The sequence below is a fragment of the Bradyrhizobium sp. th-b2 genome (genome assembly GCF_000426785.1).
Lineage (GTDB): Bacteria > Pseudomonadota > Alphaproteobacteria > Rhizobiales > Xanthobacteraceae > Bradyrhizobium > Bradyrhizobium septentrionale.
In genome coordinates this window covers 1-15506 of record NZ_AUGA01000092.1, presented here as the reverse complement: position 1 = coordinate 15506, position 15506 = coordinate 1, and the positions used below count along the sequence as shown (strand labels likewise).

General features: G+C 57.2%; 16 protein-coding genes and 1 pseudogene. 9 read left to right on the top strand and 8 right to left on the bottom strand.

What is annotated here, in order from left to right:
- From K359_RS59960 to K359_RS65160, 3 genes and pseudogenes are all read right to left on the bottom strand, one after another.
- Positions 1-168: sigma-70 region 4 domain-containing protein (locus K359_RS59960; RefSeq protein WP_198031271.1), on the bottom strand; the 168-nt coding region annotated here is incomplete at its 3' end.
- 516 nt (positions 169-684) lie between these two features.
- Positions 685-988: pseudogene (locus K359_RS66470) on the bottom strand (DUF86 domain-containing protein).
- A 157-nt stretch (positions 989-1145) separates the two neighbouring features.
- Positions 1146-1295: a nucleotidyltransferase domain-containing protein gene (locus K359_RS65160; RefSeq protein ID WP_224496909.1), complete on the bottom strand. Its 150-nt coding sequence runs from the start codon at positions 1293-1295 to the stop codon at positions 1146-1148.
- Positions 1296-1485: 190 nt separating this feature from the next.
- Here K359_RS65160 and K359_RS55255 point away from each other — a divergent pair, with 190 nt between their 5' ends.
- Positions 1486-2133, top strand: coding sequence for a hypothetical protein (locus K359_RS55255; protein WP_051346746.1), 648 nt, complete (start codon positions 1486-1488; stop codon positions 2131-2133).
- Between the two features lie 39 nt (positions 2134-2172).
- Here the strand turns inward: K359_RS55255 and K359_RS65155 are convergent, their stop codons facing one another.
- The gene (locus K359_RS65155; protein ID WP_224496910.1) at positions 2173-3084 is read right to left on the bottom strand and encodes a hypothetical protein; all 912 of its coding nucleotides are present in this window, start codon (positions 3082-3084) and stop codon (positions 2173-2175) included.
- Between the two features lie 51 nt (positions 3085-3135).
- Positions 3136-3216 carry a hypothetical protein gene (locus tag K359_RS65150; RefSeq protein WP_234622373.1) on the bottom strand — a complete coding sequence of 27 codons (81 nt, stop codon included), beginning with the start codon at positions 3214-3216 and terminating at the stop codon, positions 3136-3138.
- Between the two features lie 592 nt (positions 3217-3808).
- Here K359_RS65150 and qatA point away from each other — a divergent pair.
- The 7 genes from qatA to K359_RS0142865 all read left to right on the top strand — a co-directional run bounded on the left by qatA (position 3809) and on the right by K359_RS0142865 (position 11249).
- Positions 3809-5782, top strand: coding sequence for a Qat anti-phage system ATPase QatA (qatA, locus tag K359_RS0142895; protein ID WP_029084644.1), 1974 nt, complete (start codon positions 3809-3811; stop codon positions 5780-5782).
- Positions 5782-6714, top strand: a complete 933-nt coding sequence (qatB, locus tag K359_RS65145) for a Qat anti-phage system associated protein QatB (RefSeq protein ID WP_029084643.1) — start codon at positions 5782-5784, stop codon at positions 6712-6714. The genes qatA and qatB overlap by 1 nt, the downstream gene beginning before the upstream one ends.
- Positions 6711-8063, top strand: a complete 1353-nt coding sequence (gene qatC / locus K359_RS0142885) for a Qat anti-phage system QueC-like protein QatC (RefSeq protein WP_029084642.1) — start codon at positions 6711-6713, stop codon at positions 8061-8063. Before qatB ends, qatC begins: the two co-directional genes overlap by 4 nt.
- Before the next feature lie 7 nt (positions 8064-8070).
- Positions 8071-8820 carry a Qat anti-phage system TatD family nuclease QatD gene (qatD, locus tag K359_RS0142880; RefSeq protein WP_029084641.1) on the top strand — a complete coding sequence of 250 codons (750 nt, stop codon included), beginning with the start codon at positions 8071-8073 and terminating at the stop codon, positions 8818-8820.
- Positions 8821-9027: 207 nt separating this feature from the next.
- Positions 9028-9603 carry a site-specific integrase gene (locus K359_RS0142875; protein ID WP_029084640.1) on the top strand — a complete coding sequence of 192 codons (576 nt, stop codon included), beginning with the start codon at positions 9028-9030 and terminating at the stop codon, positions 9601-9603.
- A 35-nt stretch (positions 9604-9638) separates the two neighbouring features.
- Positions 9639-10613 (top strand): hypothetical protein, encoded by a 975-nt coding sequence (locus K359_RS65140; protein WP_245284898.1) that lies wholly within the window; start codon positions 9639-9641, stop codon positions 10611-10613.
- A gap of 87 nt (positions 10614-10700) precedes the next feature.
- Complete coding sequence (locus K359_RS0142865; protein WP_029084638.1) at positions 10701-11249, top strand: hypothetical protein; 549 nt, start codon at positions 10701-10703, stop codon at positions 11247-11249.
- A gap of 192 nt (positions 11250-11441) precedes the next feature.
- Here the strand turns inward: K359_RS0142865 and K359_RS0142860 are convergent, their stop codons facing one another.
- Entirely contained in the window at positions 11442-12017 is a 576-nt protein-coding gene (locus K359_RS0142860; RefSeq protein ID WP_029084637.1) for a hypothetical protein, read from the bottom strand.
- An 812-nt stretch (positions 12018-12829) separates the two neighbouring features.
- Positions 12830-13675 (bottom strand): ParB N-terminal domain-containing protein, encoded by an 846-nt coding sequence (locus K359_RS0142855; RefSeq protein WP_029084636.1) that lies wholly within the window; start codon positions 13673-13675, stop codon positions 12830-12832.
- A gap of 159 nt (positions 13676-13834) precedes the next feature.
- Here K359_RS0142855 and K359_RS0142850 point away from each other — a divergent pair, with 159 nt between their 5' ends.
- Positions 13835-14680, top strand: coding sequence for a hypothetical protein (locus K359_RS0142850; RefSeq protein ID WP_156929002.1), 846 nt, complete (start codon positions 13835-13837; stop codon positions 14678-14680).
- A gap of 474 nt (positions 14681-15154) precedes the next feature.
- Here the strand turns inward: K359_RS0142850 and K359_RS0142845 are convergent.
- Positions 15155-15506 (bottom strand): transposase (locus tag K359_RS0142845; RefSeq protein WP_029084634.1); only part of this gene is annotated, 352 nt, incomplete at its 5' end.

The window sequence follows — 15506 nt, the reverse complement described above, 5'->3', positions numbered from 1 at the left end:
CGGCAACGGCCAGTTCAGTCCGGCAGCCCCGGCTCGGCGCAGATAGCTGTGCACGGCTCCGTTGCTGATGCCCAGGGTGCGCGCGATGGCTCGCTCCGGCAAGCCTTGAACATGTTTTAAGCGGAGAACCTCTTTGATCCGGCGCATCGACAATCTCTGGGTGGGCATCGGCCTTCCTCGTTCACTGACGAGGCAGTTCCTAAGCCGGTTGAGTTGTCGGCCGAAGCGGGCTGAGCCGCTGAAAAGCTGCTCACGATCCCGCGAAATCCGTGCTCACGATCGTCTGAAATCTCTGCTCACGATCCCCTGAAATCCGTGCTCACGATCCCGCGAAACATGCAAGCTGTGCAGAACACCCTGAGGCTGGTCGTCCGAGGTGAGCATTCAACTCTCGCGGATGCCGCCTGGCACGTTCAAAACAAGATGCGACACACTGGGCGGCGCCTAGCGCAACGGTCCGTCGGAAGCACACTCCTCGTAAAGGGCCTCCAGTTCGATCACGCCATTATCGTTGCGCCTGAAAAGCTTAGCCGCAACGACCTGTACGTGGCGCTCACGAGAGCTTCCCGGACGATCACCATCGTTTCAACAACGCCGATATTATACGCAAAAATGGCCTCCCCGCGGGGGTCAAAGGCCAGAACCGCCGAAGAATGAAATATCGACCCCGCCACTGGCAGAACCCTAGGCCGGCGCCCCCTCACGCAAACTCTCCGCACGACGCCGCGCAGCTGCCAGGAGATTCGGCAAGTAGTCCTGCGTGATGTTCCAGATCAGCTCGGGATCGACGTCGCTGTACTCGTGACGCAGACAATTCCCCAAGGTTTCGATCTTGCGCCACGCAACATCGGGCACATCGTCTTTGACCTCGGAGCGGGAGGGTTTTTGCGGCTTCCGAGATAATGAGCAGTTCATGCTCTACGGCACGCTGTAGCAACCAAGACTCCTGAAAGCTTGCGCTCGATACACCAGAGAGCGCTCGGCAGATGGCCTCGGCTTCATCTACAATGTGCAGAAGGCGGATAACAGGGGTCTTGCTGGGTGCCGTTAGAAGACGCGGATGGCTTCCCGCTCGACCTCTTCACGGATGAACTTCGAAACTCGGGTACGCGTTCCATAATCGACATTGGCCGGCAGCGCGGATTTCAAACACCATAGGCACCAATGAATGCATCGTGATCCAGTTCCGCACCCGGCACCCTATCGATGAACACATCGACGTCGGAATCGGACCATGCCTCGTTTCGGGCGCAGGAACCGAACAGATAGAGTCCGCCCACGCCAAAAGCCCGCATCTGGGTTCTACAGCCTTCAGGCGCGAAATGACTTCTGTCGTCTGCATGCGCTTACCATACCACAGCTGCATGGATGCCGGCAAAAGCGTCTGCTGACATCTCTCGCAGGAAAAGGATACGCTCCTGGTCGGCCTCGGCGCAGACGGTTATGTACATCGCGCCAGCATGAACCAGCGGATAAAGGAGCCACTTGCAAGACGATCCCATCGAACGCGAGGAAGAAAGCGTATATTATTCACTGCCTGAGGAGGCTCTTCAGCACCTTCCCGAGGAGTGGCGGAACCATATCCAAGCGATAGCGGACAACGGATGCGCTATCCTTGAATCTGTCGACAAGGAATTGTCGCAGCTCGTCAAAATCTCGAACTCGTTCACCGCGCTGGTGGCATTGAAGTACACGGCAAAACGCCTGTCAGAATACAAGTTTGCCGCGGACATGGATGCTATTCTGGAACTCGATATGCTCACGACGGCATTTGTCGTGACCTATGTTCGTCTGCATCAAGGCGGCAGCGGCAGCGGCTTCTCGCGCGCTATCCTCCCCCAGAAACTCCGCAGGGTGCATGATCAGATCGTCGAGATGAGAAACAAGAGATACGCTCATAACGACGATCATCACTCCCTCTCGAACGCGATGGAGGTCGGATTTGAGGACAACCGCTTTCTCCTTAAATTCGATCTTTCGCTCGAATACCAAATTGGGGGAGCAACAGAGTGGCACGACTTGACCAAATTTCTCGACGTAATGACCGTCGAAAAGATGGAAAAGCTGCTAGCCAGGCTCAAGGCAAAAACCGGCCACGACTGGGTTTGGCCGAAAGCTCCCGCGCCAGACTGAGCGGCTGGCCCGCATGCTTGATCTGGGTGCCGGCCTATCTCACGGCGCGGCTCGCACATACTGCACTGTCAATGCCTCATGCGTCCTCCCATCATCCCAACTCATCGTGAGCCAGCAGGTCGAGGTCGGGTACGATATGATGATTCTTCCTGGCCGATACTTTGCCCCATGTAAGAAGGGATATTTGTTGACATCAAGTGGTTCGAGCAACAGCACGAAGCCAAGGCCCAGGATTTTCAGCGCTAGTGCTTCGATATCTTCTTGAGCGTTCGTGAGCGGCTGCAACTGGAAGCGCGGATGATTGGACATCTGGTCGCCCGCGTTCATGGTGCAATAGAGTCCGGCACCCTCCGGCCAATGGCGCGGGTCGTCGAGCATGTCGAGTATCGCGGAGTCCTGCGAGAACGCTCCGGAGAGGGGTGTCCGCCCCCTTGCGAGATTCTTTGAGACCGCGGCGGCCTTCGCGGTCTTCAGGAGCCACCGCTCAACGTCATGCCCCGAGACAAGGGCGTGCCGCATCCCCTCATCGCGCTCGAGATAGGATTTAAGCGACGCAAAGAAATATTGCGCCGCGTCGTCCAGCGGATGCAGCGTGCTATTGTGCTTGGTGCATAAGCAGTTCGTACGCAGGCTTTGGGGCGCTAGACTCTTCCTTTCGTCCGGCGCAAGCCAAGGCAAACCTCCAATCGAGAACTCGCCATCGCCCATCAGAACCCTTATTACCGACTCTGAGATAATGTGTTCGCCGGAGATGGGGGCAACGCAAGACCCCAATTCCTTCATGTAGCACTTGGGCACGCTTGACGAACGTGGAAGGGTCTTCAGCCCGAGAGTGGCGGCGGGCTTGTGCCACTCCTTGCCATTGAAACAACAAAAGCGTGCGGCCTTCTTCGAGCCACACGGACAGGGGCCGTTTAGAACCGCCTCTCGTTTGCGCTTCGCCTCGCCCATCGTCCAGCCCCTGGATCGTTCCAGGCCTAGCGATAGCCCCTCTTGAGCTTTTTAGTCCAGTTCGAGGCTAGCGGTGTCGGCTGCGCCCTGACTCTGATACGTTTCGATACGAACCGTGCCAGCACGGCCGATGCGACCCCATTGCCGGAAGAGCGAGCATTCACCGAATATAGCAAAGACGGGGCTAGTCGGCCTTCTGATCGGCTTGGGGCGCTGGTTCGCGAAGCACGATCTTCGCCGGAGACCGCCAAGTCAGGTGCAACGAAGATGTTAATTCCCCTGCCATCATTGATGCTTTTTGCCAGCAGCACTCGGAACTGACGAGCTTTTCTTAATTTCCTTATCAGTCTGGAGACTGACTCCGTTTACGACCAACCTTATCAGTCGAAACTCGCTGCGCGGCCCGAGGAGACGCCAGTCATTCACGCCGCTAGATCGGCATAGCCGGTCTATGGATCGACCGAAAAGCCCAATGGGTCACACGGCCCGCCAGGATTGAAGTTTAGGCCTAACCATTACCTGAGCAGACTGCCCCAGCCGTGTCGAAGTCGCGGCTCAGGCCTGTCTCGCGCTCCCCATGGCACAACCGCGACCAAAGTCTATGCACCGATTTCGTGGATAACGGAACATAGAGGTTACAACTCTATGCGAGTTTTGTAAGTTATCTCCATTTTTGGTTGAGTCGCCCAAGACTTGTCTTTTTCTTAGAGGCATTCGCTTTCCGATGATCCTCGCCGATAACGAAACTCGCGTCGACCTCTTAAACAACGAAGCGATCGCTTCGACGATCGTCGCCACGTTGCGCGACCACCCAGAGCAGCCGCTCACGATCGGCGTGCATGGCGATTGGGGTGCGGGCAAGTCGAGCGTCCTCGAGATGATCGAAGACCAGTTCGGGAGCAATGCTGGCGTTCTCTGCCTCAAGTTCAACGGATGGCGCTTCCAAGGTTTCGAGGACGCCAAGATCGCGCTGATCGAGGGTATCGTGACAGGGCTCATCGAGAAGCGCCCTGCTCTTACCAAGGCAACGGCAGCGGTCAAGGATGCGCTGAAGAGGATCGATTGGCTGAAGGTCGCAAAGCATGCGGGCGGACTCGCGCTAACAGCCTTCACCGGCATTCCGACACCGGATCAGCTGCATACGATTGTGGGTGGCCTCGAGAGCTTGCTCGCGGATCCCACGAAGCTTGCGACTAAGGAAAACATCACCGCCGCTATCGACGGCCTGAAATCGGTGATCAAGCCCGATGCCGAGGCAAAACACGTCCCGGAAGAGATCGCGGAGTTTCGGAAGGCGTTCGATCAGCTGCTCAAGGATGCAGGAGTGAAGCAGCTCGTGGTTCTGGTCGACGATCTCGATCGCTGCCTGCCAGACACCGCGATCGAGACGCTTGAAGCGATCCGGCTGTTCGTGTTCACGTCCGGCACCGCCTTCGTGGTCGCGGCCGACGAGGCAATGATCGAGTATGCCGTCCGCAAGCATTTTCCTGATCTTCCGGACACAACAGGTCCGCGTGACTACGCTCGCAATTATCTAGAAAAGCTCATCCAGGTCCCATTTCGTATCCCAGCACTTGGTGAGACTGAGACCCGCATCTACGTCACGCTGCTGCTAGTCGGCGCCGAGATCGGCGTGACCGATGTGGGCTACGACAAATTGATCGCTGTGGCGCGCGAGCGCTTGAGGAGGCCATGGGAAAGCGGAGCGCTCGATTTCCCGACCATCAAGGAAGCTTTGGGCGATAAGGCACCGTCGGCCCAAAACGCCTTGCTGCTCAGCGATCAAATCGGACCGATCCTCGCCAGCGGTGCAAAGGGCAATCCGCGCCAGATCAAGCGTTTCCTCAATTCGTTACTGCTACGGCAACGCACGGCGGAAGCGCGGGGGTTCGGGGCTGATGTCCATCTACCGGTACTCGCGAAGCTGATGCTAGCCGAGCGTTTCATCCCACGTTTGTTCGATCAGATCGCCTATGCCGCGGCCGCCGACACGAAAGGCTACTGCGCCGATCTTACGACACTGGAGAGGGAGACGGCGGATCCGCAGGTGCAAGCAGCCGCCCTGTCCAAGCCCGCAGCGAAAGATGGGAACGCAGCCAAGCCGGCTAAGGAGGATGAGGCGACCTCCGCCGATCCGCCCGAGAGCGCGCTCCTGGCCGAGTGGCTGGCCTCCCCGCAAATCCGTGCCTGGGCGCGGGTTCAACCTTCCTTGGCGGATGTGGATCTCAGGCCATACCTCTTCGTCACAAAGGACCGGAAGGACTATTTCGGGGCATCGTCGGCGTTGGGACATCTGACCGGGGTGGTCGAGAAGCTGCTTGGCGCCAAGCTCGCAGTTCAAGGACTCGATCCCGAGCTGCGAGGCCTCAAGCCCGTGGAAGCCGCACAGGTGTTCGAGGCGGTGCGCGCGCGCGTCATGGGGAGCGATTCATTCCAGACCATACCGCCGGGCATCGACGGCGTCACCGTCTTGGTGAAGACCCATCCGGTACTGCAGACCAACCTGCTCGATCTGCTTGATGCGTTACCAGCCGATCGGTGCGGTGCCTGGCCCGTGAGCGGATGGAATGGCGTGATCACCGAGCCCGCCAACCTCACGCGATTGAACGGGATCATCGAACGGTGGGAGGAGAGCGGCAGCAAGCCCTTGAAGGCGGCGGCCGCGGCATCCCGCAAGGTCAAGCCCCGGGGAGGCTGATGGGGACGTCCGGATCTTACGGTGGTGCCGGTAATCGCTCGCCACTGATACCGAGCTTTCTCAACGACCCAGCTCCAGCATCGGCACCGATGCTGCCGGGGCCGTCAACACCGCCTGCCCCCGGTCCAACGGGGCCGGGTCCTACAGCACCGGGCAACCCAACTCCCGCGCCGCCGTCACCAAGACCGGCGACCACCCCCTCATCGCCGGGATCAAGCTCGCCACCCGTGCAAGCCCCTCTTCCCAACAGGTTCACGTCGCCACGGACCAATTTCTCGCGGTTCGCGCGCTCGGGCGGCAGCGACCGTGCTTCGTTGGGTCGCGCTCTCGCGGGATATGTTTCGACGGCGGCGGGTGGCTCGCGCCAAGCGACCCGCCGGATGGGAGCTTCGCGCGGCGCTGGCGCGCGTCTCTATTCCTTTCTGGCCGATGCGCAGGCGCGGGGGCCGACCGAGGCCTTACGCGCTCTTAACCTCCAAGCGCTGTCGGGCCGCCCCTTGCAAGAGGTGTTCCTCGGCATCGCCGAATATGTATGCCCGATAGGCGGCACAGTGGATGAGGGTATCGCACGGGATGCGTTCGTCGAAACGATCGCGGACCTCGCCGATCAAGGCATCGTCGACTTTGACACGATGACGCCGGCGCAGATGCAGACCACGTTCGAGATGTTCGTGACCAACACGATCGAGGCGCGCATCTACAACGATATCGGCAGCAACGGCATCGCCCTACCTTCGGACGTTGCCGCTGTCGAGCGCGTGCAGGATCAGCTGCATGACTTCATCAGCCGCGCGGTCGGCGACGCCTTGGCGGATACGGCCAATGCGGCGAGTCCCCTCACCCAACAAGATGCGCTTCGCCATGTCGACACGGTTTATGAGGCCGCGTTCGATATGCTGCAAACGCTCGCCGAGGGAGAGAGCGAGACATGACGCGTCACCTGATCCAGGCTTATTTCGGCAAGCGTGACCGTGCCACTCTCGCGCCCGCTGATACGGGAGAAAAAGCGACGGCTTTTGATATCGTGGCTTACGACAAGGTTCTCGATTTCGGCATTGGAGCAGCGCTCACAGATCTCAAAGCAAAGAAAGTGTTTCCGAGTGAGATCGCGCTCGATCTCGCGGTGACGGCCGCGCATGTTCATGCAGCAGACACGCGCATTTCACGGGCAACGGAATCCGAGGATGCCTGGACGCGCCAGCTTCGCGTCGTGGTCCCCGTCAGCAATGTCGAACGCTGGACGACGGCCATTCCGGTGCTCGAACGCATGCTGAACTTTCTCACCGGCGATCGGTGGACGGTCCAGTTCCGACCGCGGCCTGCAGCCTATGCTCAGATCGTGCCGCAAGCCGATCTGATTGTCCCGCCCTATACGAATGTAAGCCTGTTTTCCGGAGGTCTCGACAGCTTCATCGGCGCCATCGACCAACTCGAGGGCGGCGAGATTCCATTTTTTGTAAGTCATGCCGGCGAGCCGGCCGTCAGCAAGGCCCAGCATGCCTGTTTCGATGCCCTCAAGTCGCAATATGCTAAAATCCCATTCGATCGTTTACGCACCTGGCTGGCGTTCCCCAAGAAGTTCGTCCGCCACGTAGGATCCGAAGACAGCACGCGGGGCCGCTCGTTCCTCTTCTTCGCGCTCGGTGTCTTTGCGGGTACCGGTCTCAGACAGGCGTTCGTCTTACGCGCACCGGAAAATGGTCTGATCGCGCTCAATGTACCGCTGGACGCGTTGCGCCTCGGGGCCTTGAGCACGCGAACCACGCACCCCTTCTATATCGCGCGCTGGAACGAGCTGCTCGAAGTCCTGGGCATTCCCGGCCGCGTCGAGAACCCCTATTGGAACCAGACCAAGGGCGAGATGGTCGCAGATTGCGCTAACCGCATGTTCCTCAAACGGCTGGTCCCGACCACTCTCTCCTGCTCATCTCCGACCAAAGGTCGCTGGCAGGGTCTCGGAACGCAGCATTGCGGTTTTTGTCTACCTTGCTTGATCCGCAGGGCATCGCTGTCTTCGATCAGGGACGCTACGACTTACACGGTCCCAAACCTGCGTGCCCAGGCCTGGGATCCACGCACAGCAACCGGCGAGCAGATCCGCTCTTTTCAGTATGCTTTGCAGCGGCTGCAGGAGCGTCCGGGGATCGAGAAGATGCTTATTCACAAACCCGGGCCCTTGACCGATAATCCGGCTGCGCTCGATGAGCTGGCCGCAGTCTACAAACGAGGTTTGGAGGAGGTCGGAGCTTTGCTCAAGGGCGTGAGAACCCGTCCCTCATGAGGCTTTCGTGACGTCCAAGCGCTTGGTCGACTTTCATTGCCACCTCGATCTCTATCCCGACCACGAGGAGCTGGTGAGAGAATGCGACCGCCTCGAGGTCTTCACGCTCGCGGTCACAACGACACCACGCGCCTGGCGGCGCAATCACGAGCTCGCATCGAAGACGCGCTACGTACGGGCCGCACTTGGGCTACATCCACAACTTGTTGCGATGTGCAGCGCGGAGATCGCTCTTTGGGAGGAGCTTCTGCCCAACTCTCGCTATGTGGGTGAGGTAGGGCTCGATGCGGGTCCGCGTTTCTATCGTTCCCTAGACCAACAAAAGCAGGTATTCGAGCATATCTTGCGCAAATGTGCTGCTGCCGGTGGTAAGATTCTAACTATCCACAGCGTGCGGGCGGCAACTCCCGTACTCGATATGCTGGAGGAGCACCTTCCACAAAGCCGCGGCGTCTCGGTGTTACATTGGTTCACGGGCACCAAGGCGGAAGCTAAGCGTGCGGTCGAGCTTGGATGTTATTTTTCCATCAACATCGAGATGCTCCGGAATGAGCGACACACTGCGCTGATCATGGGACTTCCTCAGGATCGTCTTTTGACAGAGACCGACGGCCCGTTCGTGAAGGGCGCAGAAGGAACGATGCGGCCGCGCGACGTCACGCTTACATTGGGATCTCTTGCGAGGCTCCTTGGCCTCGAAGCAGACGATCTCGCGACCAAGATCCAGGGTAACCTCAGACAGCTCGTGTCAGCGTGAGGAGTGCTTCAGCCATGATGCGCTGCCGCCGCAGCACACCTCCACGCGACTGATAAGCTTTCTCTCAAAACCTTATCAGTCGAAATCAGCAGCGGACCACCAGTGGGTCGGCATGACGACGCGGCCTCGCTCATCGAACTGATAAGCTTAAATTTTGTTGCGTTGAACGGCTGATCGCTTAGAATCTCGTTCAGTCGGTTTGATGAGATGGCAGGCAAGCAAGCCAAAATCCTTTCTGCTCAAGCGGCGCGAGACTTAGTTCTTTTCGCCGAAACGACGAGACGCCCGGATAGAAATCGCGTTATCGTCTTGTTGTCGCTAAAGGCCGGGTTACGGGCGGCCGAGATCGCGAAACTCACTTGGGATATGGTCGAGACAGCCGACGGCGATATCGGCACAACGATTGAGCTTCGAGACGCTGTCGCGAAGAAACGACGCGGCCGCCGCGTCCCGATCCAAAGCGAATTACGCCGCGCGCTGATTGTTTGGCGCAAGAAATCTCAGGGTGAAGGGCCAGTCATTCGCTCTGAGCGTGGCGGCCCAATGACACCGTTGAGCATCGTTGTCTGGTTTAACCGGGTCTTCCGCGCGACCGGATTAGATGGATGCTCCTCCCATTCGGGACGCCGAACCTTCATTACTCGCGCAGCCCGGCTGGTTCACGAGGCCGGCGGATCACTCAGGGATGTCCAACTCCTCGCAGGCCATTCCTCTATCCAGACAACTCAGCGATATATCGACGGCGACAGTGATGCGCAGAGGAGGTTGGTATCGCTAATCTGAGAAAATTGGCGAAACCCTTGATCGCGAGTCCGTCCGTGGAAGAGCCCATCGCTTTCGCGACAACTCTCATCGAGGCGATCGCTCGAGAAACGGCCAGATCGTCGAGAACAGGCCAGGCGGCCGTCGCCTCTCCCTCCTCCGAGTTACGGGAGGCTATTCGATCCAAGGACACACCGGCGCTGTTCGATTGGATGATCGAAACTTTCAACTTCCAGGGTATTTCTGACGAGGTGGCAGCATCGTATCTAGAGGCCCACGGCGGCGTGACGTGGCAACAGATCAAGGCCGAGATTGGTCACGCTCTCTGCCCTCTCTTGCCCAGCTATTGGACTTACGAGAGCTGCCGATACGACAAGACCCGGAGAACGTGCCGTCATCGTCGCCATTTTCGGCGCTGTCCCGTCCCATCCCATCCCTTGAGAAATGGCCGCCTCAACCAAACCGCATTCAGCTTTTTTCTATTCGTTAGAGATGTAGCTGGATCCGACCTCTTCGGGTGGCTGGACGATCAGCTCGCGACCGCGGCCGACCACAATCTGGCTGCGCAGGAAGCCGTGGTGGGACCAATGCGTCACATCTTCGGCGTATCGGACAAGGTCCTCACCATGACCCTGTCATCGGTGCTGATGGCCGATCGGAAATCCCGACCCGACTGGTTTGACGTAGGCAGCCAGATGATCGTCGTCGACCGGCTCGTCCACAATCTCCTTGTCCGCACCGGGATCCTAGCCGGGTTTGACGCGACCCACGCCTACGGCCAACGCTGCTACGGCAAAAACGGCTGCGCCGACATCTTGCGGCGCGTGTCAGCCGAGATCGACGCGCGGCAATTTGATGCCAGCTTTCCCGATAATTTTCCGCGCTATATTCAACATGCGCTTTGGCAATACTGCGCTGCCGACGGCTTAAACGTCTGTAACGGCAATAATATTGATGATCGCAAGTCGTGCGAACAAATATCATGTATAGTTTACAGTATTTGTGGCCGAAATGCCTTGAAAATCAAGTAATTATTGCACTAAAGAAAATATAATTCTTCGATATAAGGCATTGAAATAATTGATCTTTTTGACATTTCCGGCGAATATACACCGCCAATGAAGAAAAAGTACTCGCTCATCCGACAAATCAAACAAAGTGAAATCGATCAAATTCGAGCGCAGCTCGACCAAGTACGAAAGGTCGCCAAGAAAGTGGCGCGGAGCGAAAAGCGGTTCGCCGACTATCGCTACCTTCGGGCTGTTTATCGTACCCTCCACACCCTGGGCGACGCCAACCTGTTGCCAATTCTGGCCAGGGCCGTTCGCCAGGAATACAGCATCCCGAAACGCGCTGGCACTCACGCGCTACGGACGATCATCGACGCCACCGCGACTACCGCTTCTGATCTTCGCACCCGCAGTCGATGGGCTCGCGCGCTGGAATGGGCGCTTGATGCCGAAGTGCGCCCAAAACATCTCATCTGGTTTCTAAAGGCAAATAGCGGGATTGCGGGCTGCGCCCGTTTGGCCAACCGAGGTCTCCCCCGTTACAGGCGGCAGCGAGAAGACCTGGAAGACGACGATACGCTGGAACCAAACGGGACTGACAGATTCGGGCTCTATAAGGAACGCTTCCCCCAAAGGCCGCGGCCTCCGATTTGGTGACCGCAGGCAGTTCGCCTCAAGTGATGGCGTTATCGCGCCGACGACCGAGCTAGGCTAGTTCTCTTAAAGAGAACTCACTGCCCCCACCCGGCTATCAGTGAAACCGCAATGATTTGCAGGGACTGACTTTCCCGTGCACTGCAGGTTGACGCCGTTCCGATACGGCTCAGGCCGGTTCTCTTTAAGAGCAACTCATGGATCCCCCCACGCCAGTTCAGATTGGGATTTGGGCAGGATTAAAATGTCGTCCCAGTCCACATGACCGTTCTTCAAAGCCTTCATCGAATAATCGGCCATCGAACCATATTCGATGCGAGTCGGCTCGATACGCTCTAAACGTCTCTCGGCCGGGCAAAAGAGATGCCGCAATCGTTCGAAATCAGTCTCCGGGTCGAACTTGCCACGGCTGAAGGAAGATAGCACCAAAACCCCGTTGAAGTGCCATCCGCTGTTGGCAACGACGAGTCGGCGGGTGACTTTGTCGCGCTTTGGAACGGGCAGATCAGGGCAACCGACCAAGATGGGCATCTGCCGCTCAGCAAAAAACGAATGTGGCCTCCTGACCTCCCGGGTCAACAGAATCGCATAGACCCGTTCGACTTCATCGCGCATGATTGCCTTGATCGCGGTTTCCTTCGAAGGGAGTTGCTTGAACATGAAGTTCAGATGCCAGTTTCGTTCGTGAAACCGGCCTTTACGAACTATCCAATTATGAAAAGCTTCGATCTCTGACTGCAGCAGGCTACGTTCTAGGCTATCGTTTTGCATCGCTGAACCTCATGATGAGAGTGGACAGCGTTCATTTACAACTCTCGTTCAGAGCAGATACGCTGCTGCTGCTGCTGCTGTTGTTGTCCTGAGTCAGCGTGTGTGTAGTAGATGTATTGATCTGATGATGATGATGATGATCGTGATTGTGATCATGTAAGAGAAGTAGACACAGCTCTTCCATATGAAGTTCAGAAAACTCCATTGAAGACGCTATATCGGCGAGGCTACGATTATGGCCAATCCACCCATCATAGTTATCGCTTGCAATTTTATATGAGTTCGATTCCCGACAGAATGATACCCTGCGCTGAGGATCGAATCGTTGGTGCGGCACCTAAGTCCTTTTCAGAGACCGACTTGCATTTACAACTAAATTAGGCTGCCGTGAGTAAGCGGTTCTCCTCTTGTTAAGATCCGAGCAGTCCCGCGGCGTTCACTATCGATTTGCGGCTCTGATGAAGATGTAAACCGACGTGGCTCGACTTTGAGATTAGAGCGGAGAAGCATAAAACCGTAAAAAGGGTACTGTTCGCAGGTTCTCGCGTCTGGGTCGCCCGGCGGATGGCAGAGATCGATCTGCGGGAGCGAGGCCCGGCATATTGCCGGGCCTCGCCTTCACCTTGGCCTTTCATGAGTTTTTGGATTCCACGGGCCCCGTGCAGCTCTTGCGTCTCGCCTCGGCTTCACACTCCGAGATGTTGGTCACACTCTCTCTATTCGTTCGAGACGACGAATGGCCCTCGAGTGGAGCAAGCCCGGCCGGAGCTAAGGGTCGTAAAAGGGTGCGCGCAATCCGCACCCTTGCAGATTCACATGCACTTTTTTACGAACAGTTTTTGTACGGCCTTCCGCTGTAGCAGGTACAGTTTGCGAAACGACGACCGGCTCCATTCTTTCTCAAGACGCTCCAACGGCACTGTTACAAAAACCGAAGGTTTAGCTTTTCGTTGCTGTTCGCTCGACTTCGTATCTTCGATCGAGCTTCTGCCGCCGCTTCTCAGCTTTTTCAGATATTTCAGCTGTTTCTTCTCAGCTTCGATATCGGCTACCGAGTTAATGATACTCAGCTTGTTCAGCTCTCCATACTTGCGAATGCACTTTTTGACCGCATTGGGCAAGGCGGCGTGCCGCTGAGCGTCGGCAACCCGTTTTCGATCGATGCGAAGCAATTTTGCGAGTTTGTTGAATCCCTTATCGTTGGGCTGCTCACCTCCGCGCGGTGCCACACGCTTAACGCCGGGCAAATTCTCCCTCTCAGTTGCATACCCTGCGATTGCTTCCGAATACTCTAGTGGCCTCAAGTTGCTCCGGTGAAGATTTTCGGACCATTGCCACGCTTTCGCCTCCAGGCGACTGATCACAATTGCGGAAGCCGTTTGATGCCCCAGATTGCGCATAGCCTGCACCCGATGCCGCCCAGCCGCCACGCCCCACTTTCCAGGCGCGTTGAGTTCGTACACATGGATCGGCTGCCGCAACCCCTGATCCTCAATCGAGGCTTCGATTTGCGAGAGCTTGACCTTGTCCAGCCGGCGCACGCCTTGCCCGAGCTCGATGTCGTCAAGCTTCACCTCTATTATTTTCGTTGAATTCGAAATTTTCGTGCCAATCGGAACATCGATCTTTGATTGCTTTGAATCGGACGAGTAGAACATCGCGTTCTCCTATGATTGCGTTCAAACGAGCAGTCGCCGCTCGAACTGCAGCCACGGTGACACAAAGCCAAGGGGGGCGTAATTGCAGCCTCGACCTTCCTTTAGGAACTTGACATATTCCTAATATTACTGATACATATAGCGACAGTGGAGAGAGTGGTGGTAGACACATTCAACACGACGACATTAAGCCGATTGGTCGCGGGGAGACCTGAAACCTTTCCACATGAATACGCAATCCGCTTTCTGCAATTTAGGACCTGGCTATTATTCCCGGGAGAGAATGAAAGCGAAATAGTCGACGCCGTCGGGAAGCTCGCAGCGGCTACCGTATTGAAGGACCACGAAGTCGAACAGCATCCGCCTCGGGTCTGGAGGCTTGGCAACCGAAAGGATCCTCGATCGAAGATTTTAGCGAACCTGCTGAAAGACGATGAATATTGCCGCGTCTACGATGTGTTCTTCGGCCGATCAGGATGGACTGACCTGCTAGACACCCTAAGCTTCAACGAGTTACATAAGATCATTCAGGATAGAAGGCCAGAATTGCACACCGTTTGCGAGATGATCGACTTTCGTTTTCGCGGGGTTGACCACGGCCAACTAACACCAAAACAAGCTGATATCACTGCGAGTGAGCTCCATGTGTTCAAGCTTACTAAACTGAGCTGGCGCACGGTTCGAAAGCGGTGGGGTAATCTCAAGGCTAGCGCGCCCTTCATCTACGCCAGTGAGAAGCTCGGATATGATTTTCTACCACCCGCGTTTGCCGACGGCGAGTTCAAGATTGACCAGACTAATCGATCAAAAATTCGAAGGTTCATGGAAGCGTCGGTGTATGTTGCAGACAAGATTGGATGGAAGCTCTTTGACGACGATGCCTGGATGAACGAATTCAAGACATTGAAGCCAAAACAACCTCAAACTCAACGGCTTGAGCCGGCCACGTTAGAAATTATGGGGGCGAACTATAGGGCCGACGTGGCCAAAATGCGGAATTCATGATTTAGCGCCTTAGTGACGGATTCCGGTTGCTCATTTTTGAGCGGGTGGCTTACCGCGCTTAGGGAGCGTGGACGACGTTCTGAGTCAGCGCTTAGCGGGATGGCGGGCATGCCGGCGAGCCAAGCTTGTGGATCGATGTCGGTCAGCGATGAGAGTGTAAATCGTCGCCGACGGGCCGAGCGTTGCTCCCGATATCGCCGGTACGAAGTCAATTGGGCGGAATCCTCTGGCTCGCGGCGAAACTAGCTGGCCCTTGGCGCAATGAGCGCGAAACACCACACCACCGCGCCGTCGCCGCGATCTGGCAGGGTGCCTTTTGAGCTTCTCATCCTCGGACCAGCGCCGTCGCCTTGCGACCCTTCGACTTGGGCACTGCGCCTATCACTGGTACGCATACGACGAAGAACGACGAAGACCGCCTGATTGACGCATGCGCGCGGGCACGGCGAGCTCTATGATGGCGTTGCGTGAAGGTTAGGCGGCCTGCTGATCGGCGGGCTTGTCGGCTTGGCGCAGGAGCTTCCATTCCCAGGGCAGCAATTCGTGCAGACGCGATGCGGGAAGATCGGCGATACGGGCGAGGACGTCGGCGAGCCAGGCTTTCGGATCGACGTCGTTGAGACGACAGGTCGTGATCATCGTCAGCATGATGGCGGCACGGTCGGCACCACGCTGGCTGCCGGCGAAGGTCCAGTTGCGCCTTCCCAAGGCGATGCCTCTCAATGCGCGCTCAGCACAATTGTTGGTCAAGCAGATCCTGCCATCGTCGAGGAAGCGGGCGAAGTCGTCCCAGCGCCTGAGCATGTAATTCATAGGCTTCAGGACC